Origin of the sequence: Curtobacterium sp. MCPF17_018, from assembly GCF_003234135.1 — a bacterium.
Taxonomy (GTDB): domain Bacteria; phylum Actinomycetota; class Actinomycetes; order Actinomycetales; family Microbacteriaceae; genus Curtobacterium; species Curtobacterium flaccumfaciens.
Genome location: NZ_QKSJ01000002.1, coordinates 123315 through 149162, shown reverse-complemented (window position 1 = coordinate 149162; position 25848 = coordinate 123315). Strand labels below are relative to the sequence as shown.

25 protein-coding genes and 4 tRNA genes are annotated in these 25848 nt (G+C 70.4%); 8 read left to right on the top strand and 21 right to left on the bottom strand.

Annotation, left to right across the window (positions count from 1 at the left end; genetic code table 11):
• Positions 1-32 precede the first annotated feature (32 nt).
• From DEJ27_RS03355 to DEJ27_RS03345, 3 genes are all read right to left on the bottom strand, one after another.
• Complete coding sequence (locus DEJ27_RS03355) at positions 33-1334, bottom strand: sugar ABC transporter substrate-binding protein (protein WP_110861527.1); 1302 nt, start codon at positions 1332-1334, stop codon at positions 33-35.
• Positions 1335-1448: 114 nt separating this feature from the next.
• Positions 1449-2600: a Gfo/Idh/MocA family protein gene (locus tag DEJ27_RS03350; protein WP_111090321.1), complete on the bottom strand. Its 1152-nt coding sequence runs from the start codon at positions 2598-2600 to the stop codon at positions 1449-1451.
• Positions 2597-3343: a sugar phosphate isomerase/epimerase gene (locus DEJ27_RS03345; RefSeq protein WP_111090320.1), complete on the bottom strand. Its 747-nt coding sequence runs from the start codon at positions 3341-3343 to the stop codon at positions 2597-2599. The genes DEJ27_RS03350 and DEJ27_RS03345 overlap by 4 nt, the downstream gene beginning before the upstream one ends.
• A 144-nt stretch (positions 3344-3487) precedes the next feature.
• Between DEJ27_RS03345 and DEJ27_RS03340 the strand changes: the two genes are divergently transcribed.
• Together DEJ27_RS03340 and DEJ27_RS03335 are read left to right on the top strand one after the other, a co-directional pair.
• Entirely contained in the window at positions 3488-4699 is a 1212-nt protein-coding gene (locus DEJ27_RS03340) for an ROK family transcriptional regulator (RefSeq protein ID WP_111090319.1), read from the top strand.
• Positions 4700-4766: 67 nt separating this feature from the next.
• On the top strand, positions 4767-5450 hold the full coding sequence (locus DEJ27_RS03335; protein ID WP_111090318.1) for a YqaJ viral recombinase family protein: 684 nt from the start codon (positions 4767-4769) through the stop codon (positions 5448-5450).
• A gap of 23 nt (positions 5451-5473) precedes the next feature.
• Here the strand turns inward: DEJ27_RS03335 and DEJ27_RS03330 are convergent, their stop codons facing one another.
• The 6 genes from DEJ27_RS03330 to DEJ27_RS03305 form a co-directional block, all read right to left on the bottom strand.
• Entirely contained in the window at positions 5474-6082 is a 609-nt protein-coding gene (locus DEJ27_RS03330; protein ID WP_111090317.1) for a Pr6Pr family membrane protein, read from the bottom strand.
• A gap of 141 nt (positions 6083-6223) precedes the next feature.
• Positions 6224-6913, bottom strand: coding sequence for a 50S ribosomal protein L1 (gene rplA / locus DEJ27_RS03325; protein ID WP_017888639.1), 690 nt, complete (start codon positions 6911-6913; stop codon positions 6224-6226).
• Between the two features lie 90 nt (positions 6914-7003).
• Positions 7004-7435, bottom strand: coding sequence for a 50S ribosomal protein L11 (rplK, locus tag DEJ27_RS03320; protein WP_017888638.1), 432 nt, complete (start codon positions 7433-7435; stop codon positions 7004-7006).
• 158 nt (positions 7436-7593) lie between these two features.
• Positions 7594-8643: a transcription termination/antitermination protein NusG gene (nusG, locus tag DEJ27_RS03315; protein WP_110861538.1), complete on the bottom strand. Its 1050-nt coding sequence runs from the start codon at positions 8641-8643 to the stop codon at positions 7594-7596.
• A 134-nt stretch (positions 8644-8777) separates the two neighbouring features.
• A complete protein-coding gene (gene secE / locus DEJ27_RS03310; RefSeq protein ID WP_371830607.1) occupies positions 8778-9041 on the bottom strand; it encodes a preprotein translocase subunit SecE in 264 nt (87 codons plus the stop codon).
• Positions 9042-9076: 35 nt separating this feature from the next.
• Positions 9077-9149: transfer RNA gene (locus DEJ27_RS03305), tRNA-Trp, on the bottom strand.
• 152 nt (positions 9150-9301) lie between these two features.
• On the opposite strand from DEJ27_RS03305, the gene DEJ27_RS03300 reads away from it, so the two are divergent.
• Positions 9302-10528 carry a pyridoxal phosphate-dependent aminotransferase gene (locus DEJ27_RS03300; RefSeq protein WP_110861540.1) on the top strand — a complete coding sequence of 409 codons (1227 nt, stop codon included), beginning with the start codon at positions 9302-9304 and terminating at the stop codon, positions 10526-10528.
• A 103-nt stretch (positions 10529-10631) separates the two neighbouring features.
• On the opposite strand, the gene DEJ27_RS03295 is transcribed toward DEJ27_RS03300, so the two are convergent.
• From DEJ27_RS03295 to DEJ27_RS03285, 3 genes are read right to left on the bottom strand one after another with little or no spacing between them, the layout of a single operon-like run.
• Positions 10632-11660 carry a UDP-N-acetylmuramate dehydrogenase gene (locus tag DEJ27_RS03295; RefSeq protein ID WP_110861542.1) on the bottom strand — a complete coding sequence of 343 codons (1029 nt, stop codon included), beginning with the start codon at positions 11658-11660 and terminating at the stop codon, positions 10632-10634.
• Between the two features lie 2 nt (positions 11661-11662).
• Positions 11663-12088, bottom strand: a complete 426-nt coding sequence (locus DEJ27_RS03290) for a MaoC/PaaZ C-terminal domain-containing protein (RefSeq protein WP_110861544.1) — start codon at positions 12086-12088, stop codon at positions 11663-11665.
• Complete coding sequence (locus tag DEJ27_RS03285; protein ID WP_083404408.1) at positions 12085-12534, bottom strand: MaoC family dehydratase N-terminal domain-containing protein; 450 nt, start codon at positions 12532-12534, stop codon at positions 12085-12087. The genes DEJ27_RS03290 and DEJ27_RS03285 overlap by 4 nt, the downstream gene beginning before the upstream one ends.
• A 131-nt stretch (positions 12535-12665) precedes the next feature.
• Between DEJ27_RS03285 and DEJ27_RS03280 the strand changes: the two genes are divergently transcribed.
• A complete protein-coding gene (locus tag DEJ27_RS03280) occupies positions 12666-13064 on the top strand; it encodes a hypothetical protein (protein WP_071406316.1) in 399 nt (132 codons plus the stop codon).
• Between the two features lie 112 nt (positions 13065-13176).
• Complete coding sequence (locus tag DEJ27_RS03275; protein ID WP_111090316.1) at positions 13177-15072, top strand: ABC transporter ATP-binding protein; 1896 nt, start codon at positions 13177-13179, stop codon at positions 15070-15072.
• Positions 15073-15182: 110 nt separating this feature from the next.
• Here the strand turns inward: DEJ27_RS03275 and DEJ27_RS03270 are convergent.
• The 5 genes from DEJ27_RS03270 to DEJ27_RS03250 form a co-directional block, all read right to left on the bottom strand.
• Positions 15183-15256 (bottom strand) — tRNA-Met (locus DEJ27_RS03270).
• Positions 15257-15288: 32 nt separating this feature from the next.
• A tRNA-Thr gene (locus tag DEJ27_RS03265) sits at positions 15289-15360 on the bottom strand.
• Positions 15361-15453: 93 nt separating this feature from the next.
• Entirely contained in the window at positions 15454-16629 is a 1176-nt protein-coding gene (locus tag DEJ27_RS03260) for a M23 family metallopeptidase (protein ID WP_111090315.1), read from the bottom strand.
• A gap of 148 nt (positions 16630-16777) precedes the next feature.
• Complete coding sequence (locus DEJ27_RS03255) at positions 16778-17608, bottom strand: inositol monophosphatase family protein (protein ID WP_111090314.1); 831 nt, start codon at positions 17606-17608, stop codon at positions 16778-16780.
• Positions 17609-17666: 58 nt separating this feature from the next.
• Positions 17667-17751, bottom strand: a tRNA-Tyr gene (locus DEJ27_RS03250).
• 162 nt (positions 17752-17913) lie between these two features.
• On the opposite strand from DEJ27_RS03250, the gene DEJ27_RS03245 reads away from it, so the two are divergent.
• The gene (locus tag DEJ27_RS03245; protein WP_111090313.1) at positions 17914-18402 is read left to right on the top strand and encodes a YajQ family cyclic di-GMP-binding protein; all 489 of its coding nucleotides are present in this window, start codon (positions 17914-17916) and stop codon (positions 18400-18402) included.
• A 33-nt stretch (positions 18403-18435) separates the two neighbouring features.
• A complete protein-coding gene (gene cls / locus DEJ27_RS03240; RefSeq protein WP_110861552.1) occupies positions 18436-19896 on the top strand; it encodes a cardiolipin synthase in 1461 nt (486 codons plus the stop codon).
• Positions 19897-19932: 36 nt separating this feature from the next.
• On the opposite strand, the gene DEJ27_RS03235 is transcribed toward cls, so the two are convergent.
• From DEJ27_RS03235 to DEJ27_RS03220, 4 genes are all read right to left on the bottom strand, one after another.
• A complete protein-coding gene (locus DEJ27_RS03235) occupies positions 19933-21108 on the bottom strand; it encodes a heparan-alpha-glucosaminide N-acetyltransferase domain-containing protein (protein WP_111090312.1) in 1176 nt (391 codons plus the stop codon).
• A 5-nt stretch (positions 21109-21113) separates the two neighbouring features.
• Entirely contained in the window at positions 21114-22487 is a 1374-nt protein-coding gene (locus tag DEJ27_RS03230) for an FAD-dependent oxidoreductase (RefSeq protein ID WP_111090311.1), read from the bottom strand.
• A gap of 84 nt (positions 22488-22571) precedes the next feature.
• On the bottom strand, positions 22572-23648 hold the full coding sequence (locus tag DEJ27_RS03225; protein ID WP_027466355.1) for a polyprenyl synthetase family protein: 1077 nt from the start codon (positions 23646-23648) through the stop codon (positions 22572-22574).
• 31 nt (positions 23649-23679) lie between these two features.
• Complete coding sequence (locus DEJ27_RS03220; protein WP_111090310.1) at positions 23680-24471, bottom strand: demethylmenaquinone methyltransferase; 792 nt, start codon at positions 24469-24471, stop codon at positions 23680-23682.
• An 86-nt stretch (positions 24472-24557) separates the two neighbouring features.
• Between DEJ27_RS03220 and DEJ27_RS03215 the strand changes: the two genes are divergently transcribed.
• Positions 24558-25817: an isochorismate synthase MenF gene (locus DEJ27_RS03215; RefSeq protein ID WP_111090309.1), complete on the top strand. Its 1260-nt coding sequence runs from the start codon at positions 24558-24560 to the stop codon at positions 25815-25817.
• Positions 25818-25848 lie beyond the last annotated feature (31 nt).

The window sequence follows — 25848 nt, the reverse complement described above, 5'->3', positions numbered from 1 at the left end:
CCGGCGGACGCGACCCGGGCCTCCGGGTTGGATCAACCGGCGGCCTGGGACACCTGGTCCTGGGCGGTCTGCAGCGCCGACTTGATGTCGGCCTCGGAGACCTTGGAACCGGTCGCGATCTTGGCGAACATGTCGTTCATCGCCTTGCCGACCGTGGACTCGAACTGGTCCTCGGCGGGCACCAGCGGGAGCGGCTTCGCCTTGTTGTTGTAGATGTCGAGGAACGTCTTCGTCTGCTCGTCCGTGACGGAGTCAGCAGCCTCGGCGAGCACCGGCAGGGCCGAGTACGGCTTGTCCAGCGTCGTCTGCGTGTCCATGCTCGTCATGTACTTGACGAACTTGAGCGCGCCGTCCTTGTTCTTCGTGTTCTTGAAGACGGACAGGTTGATGCCGGCCGGGAACGACGCGATCTGCTCGCCACCGCTGGGGGCGGGCAGTGCCACGACGCCGTACTCGGACGACTTCATGCCGAGGGACTCGATGGTCGCGTTCGCGTTGTTCTGGTTGAGGATGAACGCGGCCTTCTTCTTCGCGAAGTCCGTGGTGGACTGCGTCGCGTTGTCGTACTGCGCGTTCGACGGGTTCGCGACCTTCGAGTCCTGCATGAGGTCGAGGTAGCGCTTGATGCCGTCGACGTTGGCCTTCGAGGTGAAGGTCGGCTTGCCGTCCTCGTCGAACCACTCGCCACCGTTCTGCGCCGAGTTGATGAACGCGAAGTGCGAGTTCTCGGTGTAGGAACCGCCCGCGAGGCTGAAGCCGTAGGTGTCACCCTTGGTCAGCTTCTCGGCGGCCGAGACCATCTCCTCCCACGTGGTGGGCGGGGTGATGCCGGCGTCCGACAGCATCTGCTTGTTGTAGTACAGGCCGTAGGCGAGGCCGTAGAGCGGGACGCTCGTGACCGTCTTGTCGGGCGCGCCACCGGTGGACAGGGCGACCTTGCCGAACTTGTCCTCGCCGCCGATCGCCTTCATCTCGGCGTCACCGAACTCCTGGAAGGCGCCGGTGGCCTGGAGCGAGGTCGCCCAGGTGTTGCCGATGTTGACGACGTCCGGGCCCTGGCCCGAGGTGACGGCGGTCTGGATCTTGTTCTGCAGGTCGTTCCAGCCGATGACCTGGAGGTCGACCTTGATCCCGGTCTCCTTGGTGAACTTCTTGAGGACGGGGGTCAGCACCTCCTTGTCGTTCTGCAGGGACGTGCCCTGGTTGGACGCCCAGTAGGTGAGCGTCTTGGAGTCGCCGGAGTCGCCGGACGATCCGGAGGAGCAGGCTGCGAGGCCGGACACGGTGAGTGCGGCGGCCGCGGTGATGGCCAGTGCGCGGATGGCAGTGCGCATGACTCTCTACTTTCTCGTCGTTGAGATGGTGCAGGGGATGGTGCAGAGGTGGAGCTGGTGCTGCGGATGGTGCTGGTCGGGTGCTGCTGTGTGTTGCGGGCAGCCCCCTGGCGGTCAGGCCAGGGTGCGTTCCGCGGGGTCCCAACCCTCGGGGAGGGTCGGGGAGGGCGACACGGTGCTCTCGACGAGCACCGCCTCGCCACGTTCTGCCGCCTCGGCGATGGAGACCATCACGTCGAGGACGTGGAAGGCGAGCGCACCGGGGACGCGGTTCTCGTCGCCGGCCCGCAGCGAGCGGGCCAGGTCGACCACGCCGGTGCCGCGCGAGTAGGTGGAGCCGACCGCGGGGATCGTCTCGGGCTCTTCGGAACCGAGGGCGTACAGCTCGGTGTCGCCGTCGAAGTTGTTCGGATCGGGGAACACGACGGTGCCGGTCTCCCCGGCGATCTCGACGAAGCCGGTGCGGCCACGGTCGGACTCGAACGAGAAGACACTCTGCGCGCTCCCGCCGTTCTCGAACTCGATCAGCGCGGAGTGGTTCGTCGGGACGTCCACCGGGAACTCGGTGCCGGCCTTCGGCCCGGAGCCGATGGTGCGGGTGGCGCGGGACTTCGATGACGTCGCCGTGACCTTCTTCACCGGTCCGAACGTCTGGACGAGAGTGGTGATGTAGTACGGGCCGATGTCGAACAGCGGACCGGCGCCGTACGCGAAGAGGAACTCCGGGCTCGGGTGCCACGACTCGGGGCCGGGGCTCTGGAAGAGCGTCAGGCCGTTCAGGGGCGTGCCGATGCGGCCGTCGCGGATGGTGCGGAGCGCGGTCTGCAGGCCGGCGCCGAGGAACGTGTCCGGGGCGACGCTGACGGTCTTGCCGGCGGTGGCCGCGGCGTCGCGGAGCTCCGCGGCGCTGGCACGGTCGAGGGCGTAGGGCTTCTCGCCCCAGACGTGCTTGCCCGCGGCCAGGGCCTGCAGCGCGACCTCGACGTGAGCGGCCGGGATCGTCAGGTTCACGACGATCTCGATGTCGTCGTCGGCCAGGAGCTCCTCGACGGTGCCCGATCCGGGGACACCCCACTTCTCGGCCTGGGCGGCGGCGCGTGGCAGGTCGATGTCGGCGATGAAGCGGACCGTCACGTCGGGGAAGACGGTGAGGTTCGACAGGTACTGGTCCGAGATGACCCCGGCGCCGATGACGCCGACGCCGACGGGGCCGGTGCGCGTGGCGCTGTCGGTTGCCGTTGCAGCAGCGGTCGTGGTGTCGGTCATGCGCGGGCCCCCTCGAGGAACGTGTAGGAGTCGGCGACGGCCTGGAAGACGTCACCCTCGTGGTCGTCGAGCTCGACGACGTGCAGTGCGTCGGGCGCGGCGGCGATGATGTCGCTGATCGGCATGATGCCGTTGCCGACGGCGACCTGCTGCTTGTCGTCGTGCGAGCCGTCGCCGTCCTTGACGTGCAGGAACTGGACCTTGTCGCCGTACTTGCCGATGACCGCGACCGGGTCGTCCCCGCCGACCTGCACCCAGTAGGTGTCGAGCTCGAGCACGACGTCGTCGGACAGGGCGTCGGCGAAGACCTCGTAGGCGCTGACGCCGTCGATGCGGTTCGAGAACTCGAACGCGTGGTTGTGGTACCCGAGCACCAGCCCGTGGTCGGCGGCGCGGGGGGCGAGGGCGCTGAGTTCGCGGGCGATCGCCTCGACGTCCTCGCGGGTGGTCCAGCGGGACTCGTCGATGTGCGGGTCGATGAGGGTCCCGAAGCCGAGGGTGGTGGAGGCGTGGAAGATGCGCTCGAGGTCCTGCTCGCCGGCGTCCAACAGACGGGCGTGGCCGCTCGGGGCGGCGAGGCCGGCGTCGCGGAGGGCGGCGGCGAGTTCGTCGGCGTTGTCGACGAAGCCGAAGGCCTCGACGTTCGTGTAGCCGATGTCGGCGATGCGCTGCAGGGTACCGGGCAGATCGGCACTGAGGGCATCGCGGACCGTGTAGAGCTGGACCGAGAGCGGTTGGGTCACCAGGGGTTCTCCTCGTCGAGATGGTGCGGTCGTCACTGACCGATCGTCACACTACGAGCACTTTTGTCGGCGGTCAAGCAGAAGTCCGAGGAATGTCGACGGACTTCATTGCGTGGCGCGAACGATGTGTGCTTCACTCCCCACATGGTCGACTTGAACCGGACGGCAGCGTCGCCTCCGGTCGGGACGAGCGAGCTCTTCCAGATCCTCCGCGACGGCGTGCCGCGCACCAGGGCCGAGCTCGCCGCACTGACAGGACTCGCACGCTCCACCATCGGCGTGCGCCTCGACTCCCTGATCGACATCGGGCTGGTCGGCGCCGTCGACACCGCCGTCTCCACCGGCGGCCGTCCGCCCGCCCAGGTGGCCCTGAAGCCCCGTGCCCGGCTCGTGATCGCCGCCGACCTCGGCGCCTCGCACGGTCGCGTCGCCGTCACCGACCTGGTCGCGGCACCGCTCGCGACCCGCGAGGCCCGGATCGACATCGCCGCCGGTCCGGTGCCGACGCTGTCCTGGCTCGTCGAGACGATCGACGACCTGCTCGCCGAGGTCGGGCGCAGCCGGCAGGACGTCATCGCGATCGGGATCGGCGTCCCCGGGCCGGTCGAGTTCTCCACCGGCCGCCCGGCCAACCCGCCGATCATGCCCGGCTGGGACGGCTTCGACGTGCCCTCGTGGCTCCGTCAGCACATCGCCGCCCACGTGCTCCTCGACAACGACGTCAACATCGCGGCCCTCGGTGAGCGGGAGCACGGCTGGCCGGACGTCGACCACCTGCTGTTCGTGAAGGTCGCCACCGGCATCGGATCCGGCATCGTCTCCGAGGGCCGGCTGCAGCGCGGCGCCCAGGGCACCGCGGGTGACATCGGACACGTGCGGGTCTCCCGCGCCGGGGACGTCCCCTGCCACTGTGGCAACACCGGCTGCCTCGAGGCCGTGGCCTCCGGTCCGGCCATCGCCCGCGCGCTCCGCGTGAAGGGGCACGACGTGCACACCGGTGCGGACGTGATCGACCTGGTGAACCGGTCGGACCTCGACGCTATCTACGCCGTCCGACAGGCCGGTCGGGACATCGGCGAGGTCCTGGCGACCTGCATCTCGCTCATCAACCCGTCCGTCATCGCACTCGGCGGATCGATCACGCAGGCCGGTGAGCACCTGCTCGCCGGCGTCCGCGAGGTCGTCTACTCCCGTTCGATGCCCCTGGCCAGTGAGCACCTCGTCATCGTGCAGTCCCGCGCCGGGTCCCTCGCCGCGCTGCAGGGAGCTGCGGCCCTCGCCATCGGCTACGCCCTCTCCCCCGTCGGGGTCGACGAGCTGGTCGCCTTCGCCGAGGGTCGCGAACTGGTCTCCTGACGCACACAGCCGGCCGTGTGAGCGCGTCGGTTTCGGTCTTGCCGGTGGTCGGGGGGACAATCGTCGGGTGACGATCGTGCAGCCCACCCTGTGGGGCGACCTGGACCCCGGTCTGGAGGCCCTTCCCGGGTCGTCCGCGCCGGTCCCGGCTGCGCGTGATGCGGTCACCGCCCTGCGCGGCCACACCGAGCGCATCGTCGCGCACTCCTCGGACCGCGTCGCCTGGCTCCGCGCCCGCGCCATGGGCATCACCGCCACCGACGTCGCCCGGCTCGCCTCGCTGCGCGCCGTCGAGGCCGTCGTCACCGAGAAACGCTACGGCTCCCGGTTCTCCGGCAACGCGTTCACCGAGCACGGCAAGGACCGCGAACCGGTCATCGCCGCCTGGGTGGCCGCCACCCACGGCATCCAGCCCTCGGCGCACCTGTTCCACGCCGCCGCGAACCGCGCCCACCTCGCCACCCCGGACGGCGTCGGGGTCGACGAGTCGTCCCGCGTGGTGCTCGCCGAGATCAAGACCACCGGCAAGGACTGGCGGAGCATCCCCCGGCACTACCTCCGGCAGATCTGGTGGCAGCAGTACGTGCTCGGTGCCGACCGCACCCTGTTCGTCTGGGAACGCCACGACGGGTTCGTGCCGGTCGCGGACGAGCCCGAGTGCCGCTGGGTCGACCGCGACGACGACCAGATCCGCGGGCTCGTCCAGCTCGCCGATCTGGTGCTCGACAAGATCCGCGGCTTCCGCTCCTAGACAGTCCGCTGGACCGCCACCAGCTAGACCTTCACCAGTCGCAGCCGGCTCATCCCCACGACGAGGATGCCGAGCAGCGTGATCGAGACCGCGATGCCGACGACGTAGATCGCGACGACGCCGTAGCCCTGCGCCGGGTCGAGGAACGGGTACGGCACCCACCCGTCGGTCGCACCGCGGACGAGCACCACGGTGGTCCAGACCGCCGGGTAGAGCAGGAACCACCACACGTGGCGGAGCAGCAGCCGTGCGCGATCCGAGAACAGCAGCCAGTCGAGCACCGCGTACACCGGGATGATCTTGTGCACGATGTCGTTCGACCACGGCACCGAGGCCGACACGTTCGCGCCCGTGAGCAGTGTGTTGTAGACGATGCCGGTCGTCGCGATGTACACCGTCGCGGCACCACGGAGCACCGAGACGGCGAGGTCCGCCCGCTTGTGACGGGCCGCGGCCACGAGCGTCACCGCGAGCGCCACGGCGACGATCAGGTTCGACTGGATCGTGAAGTAGCCGAAGAAGTTCCAGAACGAGTAGGTCGGGGTCTGCGAGCTCTCGAGCCACTGCGCCACGACCGCGACGACGATGGCGATGACGGCGATCAGTCGGAGCGAGTTCACGAGGGTGCGCACGGTTCCACGCTATCGGGCACGACCCCGACGTGCAGGAAGGGCCCGCACCGTTGCCGGTGCGGGCCCTTCCACGAGTCAGGGGACTCAGATGCTGTTGACGTCCAGCGGGATGGCACTGGGAGAACGCAGTGCCGAAGGTCGTCAGATGCTGTTGACGTCCAGCGGGATGCCGGGGCCGAAGGTCGTCGAGACGGCGCCCTTCATGACGTAACGGCCCTTCGAGGACGACGGCTTGAGGCGGTTGATCTCCTCGAGCGCGGTCGAGATGTTCTCGTCGAGCTGCTCCGGCGTGAACGAGGCCTTGCCGACGACGAAGTGCACGTTGGCGTGCTTGTCGACGCGGAACTCGATCTTGCCGCCCTTGATGTCGTTGACGGCCTGCGCCACGTTCGGGGTCACGGTGCCGGTCTTCGGGTTCGGCATGAGGCCACGCGGGCCGAGCACCTTACCGAGACGACCGACCTTGCCCATGAGCTCCGGGGTCGAGACGGCGGAGTCGAAGGAGGTGTAACCCTCGGCGACCTTCGCGATGAGCTCGTCGCCACCGACCTCGTCGGCGCCGGCGGCGATGGCGGCCTCAGCAGCCGCACCCGTCGCGAAGACGATGACGCGGGCGGTCTTGCCCGTGCCGTGCGGCAGGATGACCGTGCCGCGGACCATCTGGTCGGCCTTGCGGGGGTCGACGCCGAGCTTCAGCGCGACCTCGACCGTGGAGTCGGTCTTCGAGGAACCGGTCTCCTTGGCCAGGGCGACCGCCTCGGTCGGGGTGTAGAACTTGTCGGCCTCGATCTTCGCGGCCGCGGCCTGGTAGGCCTTGGACTTCTTCGCCATGGTGGTCTCCTTGCGAGATACGTGGTTGGCGAGCCGGCGAGGCTCTCCCACGGAAAGGTGTCTGGTGGTGGGCCGGAGCCCGATCGGTGCTTAGGCCTCGACCGTGATGCCCATCGAGCGTGCGGTGCCGGCGATGATCTTCGCGGCCTGCTCGATGTCGTTGGCGTTCAGGTCGGCCTGCTTGGTCTCGGCGATCTGACGGACCTGGTCCATCGAGATCTTCGCGACCTTGACCGTGTGCGGGGTCGAGGACCCCTTCTGCACTCCAGCAGCCTTCTTGATGAGCTCGGCGGCCGGCGGGGTCTTGAGGACGAACGTGAACGAACGGTCCTCGTAGACGGTGATCTCGACCGGCACGACGTTGCCACGCTGCGACTCGGTCGCCGCGTTGTACGCCTTGCAGAACTCCATGATGTTGACGCCGTGCTGACCGAGCGCCGGACCGATCGGGGGGGCCGGGTTGGCGGCTCCCGCGTTGATCTGCAGCTTGATCAGGCCCGTGACCTTCTTCTTCGGTGCCATGACTTGTCTTCCTCCTGGAATCGAACACACGGGGATCCGTGCACTCTCCCGCTGGTCCGGCCGTTCCGGACAGCGGTGAAGGCCCGCTCGCACGAGGCGCGCGGGCCCAAACCCGTTCAGTGTAGTCGATCTCGGTGATCGCTACAGCTTGGTGGTCGCTAGAGCTTCGTGACCTGGTCGAAGCTGAGCTCGACCGGGGTCTCGCGCTCGAACAGCGAGACGAGGACGGTGAGCTTGCCGCTCTCCGGCTTGATCTCGGAGATCGAACCCGGCAGGCCCGCGAACGAGCCTTCCTTGATGGTGATCGTCTCGCCGATCTCGAAGTCGACCTCGGCTGCGGGCTGTGCCTGCAAGCCGCTGCCCTTCGCGCCACCCTTGGTCGGGGCGGCCTCGGCGACCTGCACGAGGGACTTGAGCATGCCGAACGCCTCGTCGAAACGGAGCGGGGTCGGGTTGTGCGCGTTGCCGACGAAGCCGGTGACGCCCGGGGTGTGCCGGACGACGGACCACGAGTCCTCGTTGAGGTCCATGCGGACGAGCACGTACGAGGGGATCCGGACGCGGGTGACCAGCTTGCGCTGCCCGTTCTTGATCTCGACGACGTCCTCCATCGGGACCTCGACCTGGTAGATGTAGTCCTCCATCGACATCGAGACCATGCGGTTCTCGATGTTCGACTTCACGCGGCGCTCGAAGCCCGCGTAGGAGTGGATGACGTACCACTTGCCCGGCTTCATCCGCAGCTCGGCCTTGAAGGCCTCGTACGGGTCGACCTCGGCGGGCTCGTCGTCCTCGTCCTCGGCGTCGAGTGCCTCGTCGGCGGCGAGGGTCTCGTTCGCCTCGGCGGCGGTCTCGGACTCGAGCTCGACTTCTTCCTCGTCCTCGACGGCCTCGACGGCGGCCTCGGCCTCGTCGGCGGAGTCGATCTCGAGGGCGTCGTCCACGACGGCGTCGGCCTCGGGGTCGCGGGCTTCCTGCAGGGCCGTCAGTGCTTCGTCGAGGCCGGCGTCGACGGTGCCGTCGTCGGGCTCGGAGCTGAGGCCGAGGGACTCGTCGTCGTCGCCCTCGATCGAGATCGCACGCTCTTCAGCGGACTCGACGGAGCGTCCTTCGCCGGTCTCGACGTCGCCTTCCTGGTTCTCCTCGACCTCGGAGGACTGCTCGGCAGCCGTCGCGAGGTCGATGTCATCGCGGGAGTTGTCAGACACAGTCGATTCTTTCCGTTCGGTGGTTCGGGTCGGGGTGGCGTTCGTTCATGGTCACGAGCGACGCCGTCACGATCGACGCCGTCTCGGGCGACCGTACTCCTCGGAACGACCGCACACGGCAGTCGACGTCGGGGTCAGGCCGTGGGCCCGTTGCCGAAGACGTACCCGACGCCGAGACCGAACACGAAGTCGAGGATCGACACCAGGATCATCATGACGACGACGAACACGAGCACGACGCCCGTGTAGCTGAAGAGTTCCTTGCGGGTCGGCGTCACGACCTTGCGCAGTTCGCCGATCACCTGGCGGATGAAGAGCACGATGGCAGCGATGGGCCCGCGGCGCTCGGCCCGGTCCTGCTTCGCCTTGGCGACAACGTCGTCCGCCGTCGTCTCCATGTCTTTGCTCGCCAACTTCTACCCTTCCAGAGTTGCAGGGCGGACAGGACTCGAACCTGCAACCTGCGGTTTTGGAGACCGCTGCTCTACCAATTGAGCCACCGCCCTTCGCAACACGGTTCGTCACCGATCCGCGTTCCGGTGGACGAGTCTACGGGAGTCCGTCACACGGTGTCCACTTGGCCCCTTCCACGGCGTGCCGCGCCGGTAGGCTGGGCCCCGTGAGCACCGCAGCCCCAGGCCCCGAGTCCACCGCCCACGTGTCCGTCGACACCCTCGCCACCGCGCCGGCCGATCGCCCGCGCATCGCGTCCCGCATCGCGGCCATCGCCGAGTCCGCGACGCTCAAGGTCGACGCGAAGGCCAAGGCGCTCAAGGCCGCCGGGCGTCCGGTGATCTCGTTCGCCGCCGGCGAGCCCGACTTCGCGACCCCGCAGCACGTGGTCGACGCGGCCGTCGCTGCCGCGCAGGACCCGAAGAACCACCGCTACACGCCCGCGACCGGCCTGCCCGAACTCAAGCAGGCCATCGCCGACAAGACCGCCAGGGTGTCCGGCGTCACCGTCGAGCCGTCGCAGGTCATCGTCACGAACGGTGGCAAGCAGGCGGTCTACCAGGCGTTCCAGACCATCGTCGACGCCGGCGACGAGGTCCTGCTGCCCGCGCCGTACTGGACCACCTACCCCGAGGCCATCCGGCTGGCCGGCGGCGAGCCCGTCGAGGTCTTCGCCGGCAGCGACCAGGACTACCTGGTGACGGTCGACCAGCTCGAGGCCGCCCGCACCCCGGCGACCAAGGCGCTGCTGTTCTGCTCGCCGTCGAACCCCACGGGTGCCGTGTACTCCGCCGAGCAGACCCGGGCCATCGGCGAGTGGGCGCTCGAGCACGGCATCTGGGTGATCAGCGACGAGATCTACCAGGACCTGGTGTACGACGGGGTCCGCTTCGCCGGCATCCTGGCCGAGGTCCCCGCCCTCGCCGACACCACGATCCTGGTGAACGGCGTCGCGAAGACCTACGCGATGACCGGCTGGCGCGTCGGGTGGTTCATCGGCCCGACCGACGCCGTCAAGGCCGCGTCGAACCTGCAGTCGCACCTGTCGTCGAACGTCTCCAACGTGTCGCAGCGCGCCGCGATCGCCGCCCTCACCGGTCCGCAGGAGCCCGTCGCCGCCATGCGCGAGGCCTTCGACCGCCGACGGAAGGCCATCGTGGACGGCCTCAACGCGATCCCGGGCTTCCGCACGCCGACCCCGCAGGGCGCCTTCTACGTCTACCCGGACGTCACCGCACTGCTCGGTCGCGAGTGGGCCGGCACCACACCGACGACCACGCTCGAGCTGGCCGACCTGATCCTCGAGCACGCCGAGGTCGCGGTCGTGCCGGGTGAGGCCTTCGGCCCCTCCGGCTACCTGCGCCTGTCGTACGCGCTGGGCGACGACGACATCGCCGAGGGCGTCGCCCGGCTGGCGGAGTTCTTCGCGTAGCCCCTTCGGATCCGCAGAACGGGCCACCTCGCCGAGGTGGCCCGTTCGCACGTTCCGGGAGGCCCGTGGTGCGCGGTGCGCATCCGTCCCGTCGCGCGGACGATCAGCCGAGCAGGTCCCCCACCACGACGGGTTCCGGGACGAGCGAGACACCGAACCGGTTCAGGACGGTCACCTGCACGAACCGTGCGAGCTCGGCCACCTGCGCGGCCGTCGCCCCGCCGCGGTTCGTCAGCGCGAGGGTGTGCTTCGACGAGATCGCCGCACGGGAGCCCGGCACCGCGTAGCCACGGTGGACGCCGGCGTGCTCGATGAGCCACGCGGCACTGAGCTTGACGTCGTCGCCCGCGGGCCAACGGGGCGCATCCGCCGGCAGGGTCTCGGCGAACGCCGGCGAGACGATCGGGTTGGTGAAGAACGACCCGGCGCTCCAGGTGTCGTGGTCGTCCCCGTCGAGCACCATGCCCTTCGAGCCGCGCAGCCGCAGCACCTCGTCGCGGACGGTCGTGGGCGGCACGAGCGCACCGAGCTCGACCCCGAGCGAACCGGCGAGCTGCGCGTACCGCACGGGCACACCGTGCTCCCCCGCGAGCCCCAGCCGGAACTCGACCGTCAGCACGACACCGCGCCGACCGTGCTTGAGGGTCGACGTGCGGTAGCCGAGCGCCAGCTCGGCTGCCGGGACCCACGTGCGCTCCCCCGTGACCGCATCGAGGAACTCGACGCGGGTGAGCACGTCGGCGAGTTCGACCCCGTAGGCGCCGATGTTCTGCACCGGGGACGCACCGACCGTGCCCGGGATGCCGCTGAGGGCCTCCAGGCCGGTCCAGCCGTTCGCGACGGTCGTGGCGACGAACGGGTCCCACGGTTCCCCCGCGGCGACGCGCACGGTGACGCCCTCGGCGTCGCGGTCGGCGTCGACGCCCGTCGTCCGGACCAGCACGACGGTGCCGTCGAAGCCCTGGTCGGCGACCAGCAGGTTGCTGCCGCCCCCGAGGACGAGCCACTCGTCGTCGTCGAAGGCGTCGAGCGCGTGGGCGACGAGCTCGTCGGTCGTCGTGGCCGTGAGCAGCCGGGTGGCGGCCCCGCCGACGCGGAGCGTCGTCAGGTCGGCCAGCACCGGCTCGGACACGGTCAGCGGAACACCACCGTGACCTGCGCCTTGCCGAGCACGGTCTGCCCGGCGGCGGTCACGGTGAGGTCGATGCGCTTCGGCCGGCCGTCCTCGTCGACGGTGCCGACCTTCGCGACGATGCCGACGGTGGCACCCTGCTCCGGGTCGACGACGACGGGGCGCGTGAAGCGGACGCCGTAGCCCGTGACCCAGCCGCTGTCGCCGAGCCACTCGGCGACCGGCTGCACGGCGATGCCCATCGTGAGCATGCCGTGGGCGAGGACACCGGGCAGGCCGACCGAGGCGGCGACGTCGTCGCGGTAGTGGATCGGGTTGAAGTCGCCCGAGGCGCCGGCGTACCGGACGAGCGAGTCGCGCGTGATGTGCACGTCACGCTCGGCGACGACGGTGCCGACCTCGAGCGCGGTGGCGGGTGCGGCGGTCATGCGTCGTCTCCTCGGACCACGAGGGTGGAGGTCGCCGTGACGACGTGCTCCCCCTCGGCGTCGTTCATTGTGCTCTGGGCGGTGACCATCGCGTTGCCGCCGAGGGTCTTCACGCTGGTGACCGTCAGGGTCGCGGTGAGCTCGTCACCGGCGACGATCGGCCGGTCGTAGGTGAAGGACTGCTCGCCGTGGACGACGCGGGAGAAGTCGATGCCGGCGTCGGGCTCGTTCAGGAGCTGCGCGAGCGTGGCCTCCTGCACGACGACGGCGAACGTCGGGGGCGCGACCACGTCGGCGTACCCGGCGGCACGTGCGGCGCCCGGATCGTGGTGGACGGGGTTGGTCGCGAAGACCGCACGCGAGAACTCGCGCACCTTCTCGCGGCCGACCAGGTAGGGCTGGGCCGGCGGGAACGTCCTGCCGACGAGCTCGGGGTTCACTGACACCACGGCAGTCTACCGAGGCCTGTCCGGGGGCCTGCGATCCATGAGAACGCATCAGCTAGGCTGTCTGAGACCGGTTCGGGGGAATCGGGGCGTGCCGTGCGGCACGGGTTCGTTCGGGACGGGGAGGGCCGATGGACACCACGACGGAGTTCGCGGTGCACACGGGAGACCGGTGCACCGCGATGGAGGTCGCGGCCGCTGCGCTGCGCCGCACGGGCCACCACGTCGAGTCGACGGGTGGCACGATGACCGCGACGGCGGGCAGCCGGACCCTCACCATCCTGCTCGGTGCGCTCGTGCAGCCGGCCCGGGAGTACCGCCGGTACGAGCTGTCGACCGTCGTGGACGGTGCCACCACCACGATCACCCTGCGCCGGGCCGGGCACGGCACGGCCGTGTCCGGCGGCAGCATCGGGGCGAACCGTCGACGGGCCGCCTGGCAGCAGGTCACCGCCGCGGTCGAGGACGCGTTCCGTGCGGCCGGGGTGCTCGCGACGCGCACGGACACCGGCTCCCACCGCACGCAGTAGGCGGGCCCGACGGCCTCCGGCGGGTGGCCGTGCGGCGCACCGTCCCGGGAGCGGTCACCGAGCACCCGGCCAGCCATCTAGGTTGGGCCAGGGGCCCCGGAAAGGAACCGCCATGAGCATGGAGAGCGCAGCCTGGAGCTCGCTGTACAAGATCTCGTCCGCGCAGGGCGGCAAGCACGGGTTCTCCCGCGCGTCCGTCCGGCGGATCCTGACGTTCGCGGTGCCGTACCGGGCGAAGCTGCTGGTCTTCATCGGTCTCTCCGTCGTCGGCGCCTTCCTCGCGGTCGCGACGCCGGTCCTCGCCGGTCAGGTGGTCGACGTCATCGTCGCCCGCGGTGAGGTCGCGACGATCGTCCGGCTGGCCGTGGTCATCGCCCTGGTGGCCGTGGCCGACGCCGCCGTGTCGCTGACGACGCGGTGGTACTCGGCGCGGATCGGCGAGGGCGTGATCCTGGACCTCCGCACCGCCGTCTTCGACCACGTGCAGAAGATGCCCATCGCGTTCTTCACCCGCACCCGGACCGGTGCGCTCGTGAGCCGCCTCAACAACGACGTGATCGGCGCCCAGCAGGCCTTCAGCGGCACGCTGTCCGGCGTGGTCACGAACCTCGTGGCGCTGATCCTCACCCTGATCGTCATGCTCAGCACCTCGTGGCTCGTGACGGTCCTCGCCGTCGTCATGCTCCCGGTCTTCCTGGTCCCCGCGCGCCGGATGGGCAGCCGCCTCGCCGCCCTGCGCCGCGAGGCCGCCGACCACAACTCCGCGATGAGCACCCAGATGACCGAGCGCTTCTCGGCTCCCGGCGCCACCCTCGTCAAGCTGTTCGGCCGACCCGACGAAGAGGCCGAGGAGTTCCGCGTCCGTGCCGCCCGGGTCCGCGACATCGGTGTCCGGACCGCGATGCTGCAGTTCGTCTTCTTCACCGCGCTGATGCTCGTCTCCGCGCTCGCCCTGGCGCTCGTCTACGGGCTCGGCGGCTTCCTCGCGCTCGCCGGCCGGCTGGACACCGGCGAGGTCGTCACCCTGGCACTCCTCCTCACGCGGCTGTACGCCCCGCTGACGAGCCTGGCGAACGCGCGGGTGGAGATCATGAGCGCCGTGGTCAGCTTCGAGCGCGTCTTCGAGGTGCTCGACCTCGAACCGCTCATCCGGGAGCAGCCCGACGCGGTGACCATCGCCGACGGCCCCGTCTCCGTCGAGTTCGACGACGTCCGGTTCGCCTACCCGTCTGCCGACAAGGTGTCCCTCGCCTCGCTCGAGGAGGTCGCCACGCTCGACACCCGCGGCGGCGAGGAGGTGCTGCACGGACTGTCCTTCCGGATCGAGCCGGGGCAGACCGTCGCCCTGGTCGGCTCGTCCGGGGCCGGCAAGTCCACGGTCGCGCAGCTGCTCGCGCGCCTGTACGACGTCGACAGCGGCGCGGTGCGCCTGGCCGGGAAGGACGTCCGCGACGTCACCTCCGCCTCGATGCGGCACACCCTCGGCATGGTGACGCAGGACGGCCACCTGTTCCACGAGACCATCCGCTCCAACCTGCGGTTCGCCCGGCCCGAGGCGTCCGACGACGAGGTGTGGGACGCGGTCCGCCGTGCGCGGCTCGAGCCGCTCATCCGGTCCCTCCCCGACCAGCTGGACACCATGGTGGGCGAACGCGGCTACCGGCTGTCCGGGGGCGAGCGCCAGCGGATGACGATCGCCCGGCTCCTGCTCGCCCAGCCACGCGTCGTCATCCTCGACGAGGCGACGGCGGCACTCGACTCGACGTCCGAGGCAGCGGTGCAGGCAGCGCTCGGCGAGGCACTCGAGGGGCGGACGGCGATGGTGATCGCGCACCGGCTCTCCACGATCCGCAGCGCGGACATGATCCTGGTGGTCGAGGACGGCTCGATCGTGGAGCGGGGCACACACGACGAGCTGCTGGCCGCGGGTGGCCGGTACGAGGAGCTGCACCGCACCCAGTTCGCCGCGCAGCAGAACGTCGCGGCCGATGTGCCGGCGGCAGACTGAGCGCGCGGTGGGCGGAACCAGCAACCGAGGTGGAACCGGCAACCGAGGTGGAGCCGGCGACAGAGAAGGCCCCCTGACCCAGGGGATCCTGGACGAGAGGGCCTTGCGTGTAGCGAGGGCGGGACTTGAACCCGCGACCCCACGATTATGAGTCGTGTGCTCTAACCAACTGAGCTACCCCGCCAGAGATCCGGAGCGGCACGCGCACCGGGTCGGAGCCCCGAGTCAGGATTGAACTGACGACCCCCTCCTTACCATGGAGGTGCTCTACCACTGAGCTATCGGGGCGATGTGCCGCGAGCGGCACCACACGAGGATAGCAGACCTCCGACGCTGCTCCGGAACCGGGCGAGACGCCCGGGCGTGCCGCGCCGTCGGCCGCTAGTTCGCGTTGGTCTGGAGCCACGCCAGCGGGTCCACCGGGACCCCGTCGACGTGCACCTCGAGGTGCAGGTGCGGACCCGTGGAGTTGCCCGTGCTGCCGACGAGACCGAGGATGTCCCCGACCTCGACGTGCTGGCCGGTGACGACCTTGAAGGAGTTGTCCTCCATGTGGCCGTAGACGCTGACGAACTGCTTGCCGTCCACGTCGTGCTCGACCCAGACGTCGTTGCCGAAACCGCCGTCGTTCGCCTGCACCTTGATCACGGTGCCAGCGGCGATGACGCCGATCGGGGTGCCCTCGCCCGGGGCGAAGTCGATGCCCATGTGGTTCGTCGAGCAGAACGAGCACCCGGCGACCTGGCGTCCACCGAACCCCGAGGTGATCGGGACACCGGTCAGGAACGGCCACTGGATCGTGCCGGTCGGGTCGTTCGTGAAGGTCGAGGAGTCGACGTTCGCGTACTGCGTGGCGTCGGACACGGTGTACTGGTCGCGGGCGGTCGAACCGTCGGCCGAGGCACCGACCTGCATCGACTGGGTGGCGCCGTCGACGGTGGCACGGGCCGCCGTCGAGCCGGAGGCCGGGACCCAGAGCGCCTGGGCCGGCAGTGAGGTCGAGACGACCAGGCCTGCTGCGAACAGCAGTGCGCCGACCGCGGTCACACGGGATGCAGCACGGCGGAACGACGCGCCCTGCTTCGGGGACCGCGCTGCTGCAGGGGTCGTGGTGGCGGTGGACCGGATGTGACGGGTCGCGCGGTCAACCGGGGTCTTCGTGGTCGGACGGCCGCGGCGGCGCGATGCGGGGACCTGCCCCACGACACGACGCGGCTGCGACGCCGAGGCGGCGGAGGCAACGGGAGCGACCCGCTGGGCGTGCACGACGGGCGAGGTGGGTGCGGGCGGCGTCGCGATGCGGGAGGCCGGGCGTACGGGCGATGCCGGTGCGAGGTCGATCGGCGACACGGGGGCGGCCGGGGTCCCCGGGGTGGCCGCGCCGATCACGTCGTCGAAGCCCGCACGCGTCGAGCCGTGTCCCTCTTGCACCACGACCGCGCCCTTCGCCGCTGCTCGCTCCGCCTCGATCCGAGCGCGTCGGGTCAGGTGGACGACCGGGGTGGCGGCGTCGACGGAACCGTCGGTGGGTTCGGGGGACAGAGGAGTTCGGGGCATGCGTGCGGTGGCGATCCTGATCGGGGAAGGGCTCGCTCGATGGTAACGAGCAGATAACGGGACCAGAGCACGCTAGCAAACGTCGTCGCACGTCGCCAGTCGTGGTCATGTCCACCCGGCACCCCCAGACCTGGGGACCGGCGCGTCGTCAGGCCCCCACGGCTCCGAGCACACCCGCCTCGAGCCCGCGCACCAGGGCCTCGAGCTCGTCGACGACCGCCGGGCTCGCGAACAGGAAGGAGCGGGTCCCTCCGGCCTCCCAGATGCGGATCGCCGCGCCGGCCTCCTGCGCGACGAGGGCACCACCGGCCATGTCCCACGGGTTGATCCCGCGCTCGTAGTACGCGTCCACCACTCCCGCCCCGACGGCGCAGCAGTCGAGCGACGCCGCTCCCCCACGGCGGATGTCCCGCACCTCGCCGATGAGTCCGGCGAGCACCGCGACCTGCTCACGGCGACGGTCGGCCGTGTACCCGAACCCGGTGGCGACGAGCGTCTCGGCGAGCGAACGGGGCGCGGCGACGGACAACGGTTCCCCGTCGCGGTTCGCACCCTGGCCGACGGCCGCGCGGAAGACGGTGCCCGTCGCCGGAGCCACGACGACGCCCGCGATCGGTTCCCAGGTCATCGGGTCGGGCGCGCCGCGCACGACGCCGATGCTCACGCCGTACTCGGCGCTGCCGTACAGGTAGTTGACCGTGCCGTCGATCGGGTCCACCACCCAGGTGATGCCCGAGGCACCCGAGGCCGACCCGGACTCCTCGCCGTGGAAGGCGTCGTCGGGGCGGGCCTCGGCGATGCGGGCGCGGATGAGTGCCTCGACCTCCCGGTCGGCGGCCGTGACCACGTCGACGATGCTCGACTTCCGGTCCGCGACCTCGACCCCCTCGGCGCGGCGGCGTGCAGCCAGCGCCGCTGCGTCACGGGCGATCGACTCGGCGAGGTCGGCGAACTGGGACGGTATGGGGTCGGATGCCATGCACCCATCCTCCCGGAAACACCATCGGCCCCGTCCGCAGTGGACGGGGCCGATCAGATGGTGGCAAGTGAGGGATTCGAACCCCCGAAGGCTACGCCGGCTGATTTACAGTCAGATCCCTTTGGCCGCTTGGGTAACTTGCCATGCGCACCCAGCCGGTGTGATCACCAACCGAAGGCGCGCACAAAAGCATAGCGGATGGCTGACGGTGGTCGTGACCATCGGCCCTGGACGCGACCACGCACCCACCAGGGCCCGCGCACGGGGGCCGAACCGGGCCTCCCGTCCGCCGTTAGGCTGTCGGCATGGCAGACAGTTCCTTCGACGTGGTCAGCAAGGTCGACAAGATGGAGGCGGAGAACGCCCTCAACCAGGCGGCCAAGGAGATCGAGCAGCGGTACGACTTCAAGGGCGCAGACGCCTCGGTCGCGTTCAGCGGCGAGGACGTCCTGATCAAGGCGAACTCGGAAGAGCGCGCCAAGGCGGTGCTCGACGTACTGCAGAGCAAGGCGATCAAGCGGAACATCAGCCTGAAGAGCCTCGACGCCGGCGACCCGTACCCCTCGGGCAAGGAGTACCGCATCGAGGTGAAGTTCAAGAACGGCATCGAGCAGGACGTGGCGAAGAAGATCGGCGCGTTCCTGCGAGCCAACGCCCCGAAGTCGGTGAAGAGCCAGATCCAGGGCGACGAGCTCCGCGTCTCGTCGAAGAGCCGTGACGACCTGCAGAACACGATCCAGCTCCTCAAGGGTGAAGAGTTCGACGTCCCGTTGCAGTTCATCAACTTCCGCTGACCCGCGGCCCCTGCGAACGACACCCGACACCCCGTGGAGCACTGGCTCAGCGTCGTCATCACCGTCCTGCTCGTCCTGCTGGACCTGGCGATCCGCGTCTTCTCGATCATCTACGTCCCGATCAACCGGAAGCCGCAGACCGCGACGGCGTGGCTGCTCGCGATCTTCCTCATCCCCTACATCGGCTTCATCGTCTTCCTGGTCATCGGGTCGACGAAGCTCCCCCGCGCCCGTCGCGAGAAGCAGACCGAGATCAACGCGTACATCCTCGAGCAGACCGAGGGCATCGAGCGGGTCCGCCGTGACCACCCGTGGCCCGCGTGGCTCGAGAGCGTCACGCGGCTGAACCGCGAACTCGGCGCGATGCCGTTGGTCGGCGGCAACTCCGCGGAGCTCTACCCCGACTCCGAGGAGTCCATCGCCGAGATGACCCGCGCGATCGACCAGTCCCGACGGTTCGTGCACGTCGAGTTCTACATCGCGACGCTCGACGACACGACGCGCCCGTTCTTCGAGGCGCTCGCGCGGGCGCAGGGCCGTGGCGTCACCGTGCGGTTCCTGCTCGACCACTGGGCGAGCCGCGGCTACCCGGGCTACAAGGACACCCTGGCGTTCATGGACCAGGCGGGCATCGAGTGGCACCTGATGCTGCCGCTCCTGCCGCTGCAGGGGAAGTTCCAGCGGCCCGATCTCCGCAACCACCGGAAGATCATGGTGATCGACGGCTCGGTCGCGTTCACCGGCTCGCAGAACCTGATCGACGCGTCGTACGACATCAAGTCCCACGTCGAGAAGGGCATGGTCTACAAGGACCTGTTCGCCCGGTTCGAGGGGCCGGTCGTCGCCGGGCTCAACGCCCTGTTCGTCACCGACTGGTACAGCGAGACCGATGAACTGCTGCTGCGCGAGAGCGACCCCGTCCAGCGGGCAGACCGCGGCGATGCGCTCGACTGCCAGGTGGTGCCGTCCGGCCCGGGCTTCGACGGCGAGAACAACCTGCGCCTGTTCAACGCGCTGCTCTACTCGGCGCAGCAGAAGGTCTCGATCACGTCGCCGTACTTCGTGCCGGACGACTCGATGCTCTACGCCATCACCACGACGGCGCAGCGCGGGGTCGACGTGGAGCTGTTCGTCGGTGAGATGGGCGACCACGCGATGACCTGGCACGCGCAGCGCTCGTACTACGAGGAACTCCTGCGGGCCGGCGTCCGGATCTGGCTGTACCGCGCGCCGACGATCCTGCACGCGAAGCACTTCACGATCGACGACGAGGTGTCGGTGATCGGGTCGAGCAACATGGACATGCGCTCGTTCAGCCTGAACCTCGAGGTCTCCGTGATGGTGCGCGGTCACCGCTTCGTCGACGCCCTGCGCGAGGTGCAGGACTCCTACAAGGAGCACAGCTTCGAGCTCACGCTCGACGAGTGGGTCGACCGTCCGCGCCGGTCCAAGGTGCTCGACAACGTCGCGCGGCTCACGGCGGCGCTGCAGTAGCCGCCTGGAGGCCCGGTGCGGCTCCGCCAGGTGCGCTCAGCGCATCGGGACGAGGGACGCCAGGGCCCTCACCACCCGCTCGAGCGGGCCGCGGCCGAGGAACCGCCGCCACAGCATCGCGAAGACCACCGAGCCGAGGGCGAACCAGCCCCAGGCCTCGGCCGACTCGGGGGAGGTCGGCAGCATCGCGATGACCACGAGGTGCCCCGAGTACACCGTCAGCGGCATCGAGCCGACCGCGGCCAGGGGGAACGCGATCCGCTCGGCGACACGCCCGCGGCCGTCGAACACGAGCAGGCAGAGGGCGATCACGGCGACCGCCACCCCGGCAGTCCCCACCACGTCGACGACCGACGACGAGTGGTCGCGCGGGGACAGGAACAGCTGCGCGAGGGCCTGACCGGGGGTCGAGCCCTCGCCCGCGTAGGGGACCCCGGGGAACGCCAGGGCCGCGTCGTCCGGCGCCGGGGCGAGGACCGACCCGGCGACGTACGCGGTGGCGGCGACCAGTGCGCCGGACGCCAGGAGCACGACCTGCTCGCCACGGTCCTCTCCCCACCGGCACGGCCCGTACGCCGCTGGCGCGTCGTCCGGGAACCGGCGGCGTGGGCCCAGGCCGGCCCGGGCGACCGCGAGCCCCACCAGGACGTACGCCAGGAAGGTGACCACGGGGTAGACCAGGCCGAGCTGGACGCCGATCATGCCGGCGTCCGCGTAGACCGGCGCGATCGTCAGCGCGGCGAGCGGCGACAGCACCGCGCAGAGCGCGGCGATGCCGAGCAGCGCCGCCGGTCGGAGGCGGAGCACCGGGACCACCAGCAGGAACAGCACCCCGTAGGTCGGCAGGATCACGTACACGGGGGTGTCGAGCGCCATCAGGGCGAACCCGATGACGACGACCACCACGGCGCGGATGGCGAGCCGGGCACGGATGCGGCCGATGGCGGGCGGGCCGGGCGGGTCGGTGCGGCCGCTCGTCAGGCCGATCGAGACCCCGGCGAGGACCGCGAACAGCGTGGACGGGCGGCCGTGGGCGACGGCGGTCCACGTGGCGGGATCGGTCCAGTCGAGCTGCTCCGCGATGCCACCGATGTGTGCGGCCATCATGCCGAGCAGCGCGAGGGCACGGGCCACGTCGACGCCCTGCAGCCGTGTCCCCGACGCGGACGCGCCCCGCACCGCTGCGGGCGGGACGGGGCGCGTGTCGGTCATGGTCGTCAGCTCGTCGGGGTGTCGACGCGTCCGAGCGAGACGTCGATCATCTCGTCGCGCGGCACCACCTTGATGCGCTCGCGCCCGTCGGCCGCCCCGAGCGCCTGCTCGTGGGTGTCGAGGTGGTGCCAGCCCTCGAGGTCGGTGTACTCGACACCGCGCTCGCGGAGCAGCGCCGGGATCGCCTCGTCGGACGGGTCCTCCGGGGTCCACCAGCTCGCCTGGTCGTTGACGATGTGCTGCACGGTCTCCATCGCGTCGGACTTCGTGTGCCCGATGAGACCGACCGGACCGCGCTTGATCCAGCCGGTGGCGTACACCCCGGGGATCTGCTGGTTGTCGTCGTCGAGGACCTGGCCCTCGTGGTTCGGGATGACACCGTGCCGCTCGTCGAACGGCACACCGGGCAGCGGGGAACCGAAGTACCCGACCGCGCGGTAGGCGGCCTGGATCGGGATCTCGCGGATCTCGCCGGTGCCCTCGACACCGCCCTCGCCGTTCGGACGGGTGCGCTCGTAGCGGATGGCGGTCAGCTTGCCCTGCTCGTCGCCGACGAACTCGATCGGCTTCGCGTAGAAGTGCAGGTGGAGGCGGCGGCTGGCCTGGCCGACCTCGCGCGTGCGCCACTGCTCGAGGACACGGTTGATCACCATGACCTGCTTGTTCGTCGCGATCGCGGTCTTCGAGGCCTCGTCGTGGTCGAAGTCCTCGTCGTAGACCACCATGTCGACGTCACGGACCTCGCCGAGCTCGCGGAGCTCGAGCGGCGTGAACTTCACCTGTGCCGGACCGCGGCGACCGAAGACGTGCACGTCCGTGACCGGCGATGCCTGCAAGCCCTCGTACACGTTCGCGGGGATCTCGGTCGGCAGCAGGTCGTCGGCGTGCTTCGCCAGGATGCGCGAGACGTCGAGGGCGACGTTGCCGACGCCGATGACCGCGACGCTCTCGGCGTGCAGCGGCCAGGTGCGCGGGACGTCCGGGTGGCCGTCGAACCAGCTCACGAACTCGGCTGCGCCGTACGAGCCGTCGAGGTCGACGCCGGGGATGTCGAGGTCGGCGTCCTTGATCGCACCGGTCGAGAACACGACCGCGTTGTAGTGCTTCTTGAGGTCCTCGAGGGTGATGTCCTCGCCGTAGCGGACGTTGCCGAACAGCCGGACGACACCGCGGTCGAGGACGTCACGCAGGGCGTTGATGATGCCCTTGATGCGCGGGTGGTCGGGGGCGACGCCGTACCGGACGAGACCGTAGGGCGCGGGGAGCTGCTCGAACAGGTCGATCGACACGTCGTAGCCGTGCGCCTCGCGCAGCAGGATGTCCGCGGCGTAGATGCCGGCCGGGCCGGCGCCGACGATGGCGAGTCGGAGGGTGGGCACTGATCGTCTCCAGTTCGTTCGGGTGGGGGTTCCCGGGGGCCTCCCGACCGGGCCGCCGTGGGCGTGCCGCGTCGGGAGGGGTGTTCAGCGGCTTCGGTCGACGACGGAGTCCGCGAAGCGGGTGAGTGCCCGTTTCACGGTGCCGTCGGGGAGCGGGGCGAGGGCGGCGACGGCTTCGCGGGCCCAGGCGACGGCGACGGCGCGGGTCGCCGCGGTCGCCTCGTGTTCGCGGAGCGCGGCGACGGCCGACTGGTACGGCGCGGAGTCGACCACGTCGTCGGGCGCACCGTTGACGTCGCGCTCGATGCGCTCGACCAGGTGCTGCGCGGACGGATCGGTCGCGGCCATCCGGCGCAGCTGCAGGACCGGCAGGGTGTCCACGCCTGCGCGTAGGTCGTTGCCGGCGATCTTGCCCGTCTTGTCCGTCGCGGGGGCGAGGTCGATGACGTCGTCGACGAGCTGGAAGGCCACGCCGACCTTCTCGCCGAAGGTACCGACGGCGTCGAGGTAGGCGCGGTCGGCACCGGAGAACATCACGCCGGCGCGTGCCGCGGTGGCGATGAGCGAACCGGTCTTGTCGCTGAGCACCTGGATGTAGTGCTCGAGCGGGTCGTCGTCCGGCTGCGGCCCCGTGGTCTCGTGCAGCTGCCCCATGCAGAGGCGCTGGAAGGTCTCGGCCTGCATCCGGATGCCCTCGGTGCCGAGGTCGGCCGTGATCAGGCTGGCGCGGGCGAAGAGCAGGTCACCGGTCAGGATCGCCACGTTGTTGCCGTAGGTGATCTGCGCGGCGGGGACCCCGCGGCGGACGGGCGCCTCGTCCATGACGTCGTCGTGGTACAGCGACGCCAGGTGCGTGGTCTCGATGCTCACCGCGGCCTTGACCACGGCGTCGGTCACGCCGTCACCGAGCTGGGCGATGAGGAGCGTCAGGGTTGGACGGATGCGCTTGCCGCCGGCGGACAGCAGGTACCGGCTGGTGGTGTCGGCGAGGGTGTCGGTGGAGCGCATGGCGTCCTCGAGCCCCTGCTCGACGAGTTCGAGCCCGTCGTCGACCGCGGAGATGAAGCGTCGGTCGGCGGGCGTGGCGAACAACCGTTCGCCGATGCCCAGCGATGCGCGCAGGCTCGGCGCGCGACGTGCGACCGGGACGCTCGGATTCAAGTGCTGCTCCGTCTTCGGGGGTGGTGACCGGTCAGTCGGCGGCCGGGTCGACGCGCGGCTGCTCGCCGGTGTTCTGGTGGTCACGGCGGGCCTTCGCACGCCGTGCCGCGGACTCGCGCACCGTGTCGGCGACGGGCTTGCGGCCACGGTGCAGTGCGACGATACCGGCCGTCAGGTTGCGGTAGGCGACCACCGAGAAGCCGACACCGCGGAGCCACTGGGTGAGCACCTGCTGGTCGGGCCACGCGTCGATCGACTCGGCGAGGTAGCGGTAGGCAGCCGGATTGCTGCTCGAGAGCCGCGCGATGCCCGGGAGCACGCGCTTCAGGTAGGTGCCGTAGCCGAAGCGCAGCAGGGCGCGGGGCGGCGTCGAGAACTCACAGATGACGACGCGGCCACCGGGCTTCAGGACGCGCAGCATCTCGGCGAGCGCCTGCTTCGGGTCGTTCACGTTGCGCAGCCCGAACGAGATCGTGACGGCGTCGAACGTGTCGTCGTCGAAGGGCAGCTGCTCGGCGTCGCCCTCGACGAAGGTGATCTCGGGGTGGCGTTCACGGCCGACGGCGATCATGCCGGCGGACAGGTCGATCGCGGTGACCTCGGCACCCTTCTTGGCGAAGGCCGCTGCGCTGGTCCCGGTGCCCGCGGCGATGTCGAGGACCTTCTCGCCGGGCTGCGGGTCGACCGCGCGGACCGTGGCGACACGCCACAGCGGGGCGTTGCCCGCCGACAGGATGTCGTTCGTGAGGTCGTACTTGGCCGCGACGTCGTCGAACATCGCCGCCACCTCGTCCGGGCGCTTGTTCAGGTCCGCTCTGCTCACAGCGTCAATCCTAGAGGTCCCGACCGAGGGTTCACCGGACTCGCAGCCACCCGGGCGGTGCGGGATCGGCGCGTAGCATCGGAGCCGTGACCCGAACCACCACGGCGGCGCCCCCGCTGACGGTCTCGACCCGGATCCTCGACGACCCGGGCGCCGTCCTCCGCCACACGCTCCGCGACCGTCCCCTCGCCTTCGTCCGCAACGGCGACGGCATCGTCGGCATCGGTGAGGCGCTCCGGTTCACGTTCACCGGCCCGGACCGGATGCGTGACGCCGCGGCCCTCTGGCGCAGCGTCGTCGAGACCGCCGTCGTCGACGACCCGGTGCAGCTACGCGGTTCGGGGCTCGTCGCGTTCGGGTCGTTCGCCTTCGCCGACGACTCCGCCGACGAGAGCGTGCTCATCGTGCCCCGGGTGGTCCTCGGTCGGCGGCGCGGCAAGGCCTGGCTGACCGCGATCGACACGACGCTCGGCGCGGAGCCCCTGGCCTTCACCCGGACCTCGGTCCCGGTCCCCCACGTCGGGCCGCACGTCTCCGTGGCGCTGCGTCCCGGGCACATCGACGAGGACACCTACGCCGCCAACGTGTCCGAGGCCGTCCGCCGCATCGTGGACGGGAGCGCCCGCAAGGTCGTGCTCGCCCGCGACCTCGTCGGCACGCTGCCGCCGGGAGCCGATCGACGGGCGGTCCTGCTCGACCTCGCGGCCGCCTACCCGCAGTGCGTGACCTTCGCGGTGGACGGCCTGATCGGCGCCACCCCCGAGACCCTCGCCCGCACCGACGGCACGCGGTTGACCGCACGGGTGCTCGCCGGCAGCGCCGCCCGGGGTGCCGACGAGGTGTCCGACCGGGCCGCCGCCGAGGCCCTGGCCAGCAGTGCCAAGGACGTCGAGGAGCACATCTTCGCGATCGACAGCCTGCTCGCGGCCCTCGCCCCGCTCGCGACGGACCTGCGCGCCGACGCCGAACCGTTCCGGCTGCAGCTACCGAACCTGTGGCACCTGGCGACCGACGTGCAGGCCACGCTGCCGCCCGACACCACGTCCCTGGACGTCGCCGACGCCCTGCACCCGACGGCCGCGGTCGCCGGCACCCCGACGGACGTGGCCGTGCGGTTGGTCGCCGAGCTCGAGGGCGTCGACCGCGGCCGCTACGCCGGGCCGGTCGGCTGGATGAGCGCGACGGGTGACGGCGAGTGGATGCTCGCGCTCCGCAGCGCCCGGATCGACGACGACGGCACCGTCCGGGCCTGGGCGGGGGCCGGGATCGTCGCCGGTTCGGAGCCGGCGCGCGAGGTCGCCGAGACGGCCCTGAAGTTCCGGCCGATCACCGACGCGCTGGCCTGAGGCAGCCGCCGCGACGGCGGTCCTCGCAGTC

Coding starts and splice junctions, on each gene's coding strand:
- DEJ27_RS03355 (WP_110861527.1), bottom strand. CDS start 1,334: ATGCGCACTGCCATCCGCGCACTGGCCATCACCGCGGCCGCCGCACTC.
- DEJ27_RS03350 (WP_111090321.1), bottom strand. CDS start 2,600: ATGACCGACACCACGACCGCTGCTGCAACGGCAACCGACAGCGCCACG.
- DEJ27_RS03340 (WP_111090319.1), top strand. CDS start 3,488: ATGGTCGACTTGAACCGGACGGCAGCGTCGCCTCCGGTCGGGACGAGC.
- rplA (WP_017888639.1), bottom strand. CDS start 6,913: ATGGCGAAGAAGTCCAAGGCCTACCAGGCCGCGGCCGCGAAGATCGAG.
- rplK (WP_017888638.1), bottom strand. CDS start 7,435: ATGGCACCGAAGAAGAAGGTCACGGGCCTGATCAAGCTGCAGATCAAC.
- secE (WP_371830607.1), bottom strand. CDS start 9,041: ATGGAGACGACGGCGGACGACGTTGTCGCCAAGGCGAAGCAGGACCGG.
- DEJ27_RS03290 (WP_110861544.1), bottom strand. CDS start 12,088: ATGACCGCCGCACCCGCCACCGCGCTCGAGGTCGGCACCGTCGTCGCC.
- DEJ27_RS03280 (WP_071406316.1), top strand. CDS start 12,666: ATGGACACCACGACGGAGTTCGCGGTGCACACGGGAGACCGGTGCACC.
- DEJ27_RS03275 (WP_111090316.1), top strand. CDS start 13,177: ATGAGCATGGAGAGCGCAGCCTGGAGCTCGCTGTACAAGATCTCGTCC.
- DEJ27_RS03260 (WP_111090315.1), bottom strand. CDS start 16,629: ATGCCCCGAACTCCTCTGTCCCCCGAACCCACCGACGGTTCCGTCGAC.
- DEJ27_RS03255 (WP_111090314.1), bottom strand. CDS start 17,608: ATGGCATCCGACCCCATACCGTCCCAGTTCGCCGACCTCGCCGAGTCG.
- DEJ27_RS03245 (WP_111090313.1), top strand. CDS start 17,914: ATGGCAGACAGTTCCTTCGACGTGGTCAGCAAGGTCGACAAGATGGAG.
- DEJ27_RS03235 (WP_111090312.1), bottom strand. CDS start 21,108: ATGACCGACACGCGCCCCGTCCCGCCCGCAGCGGTGCGGGGCGCGTCC.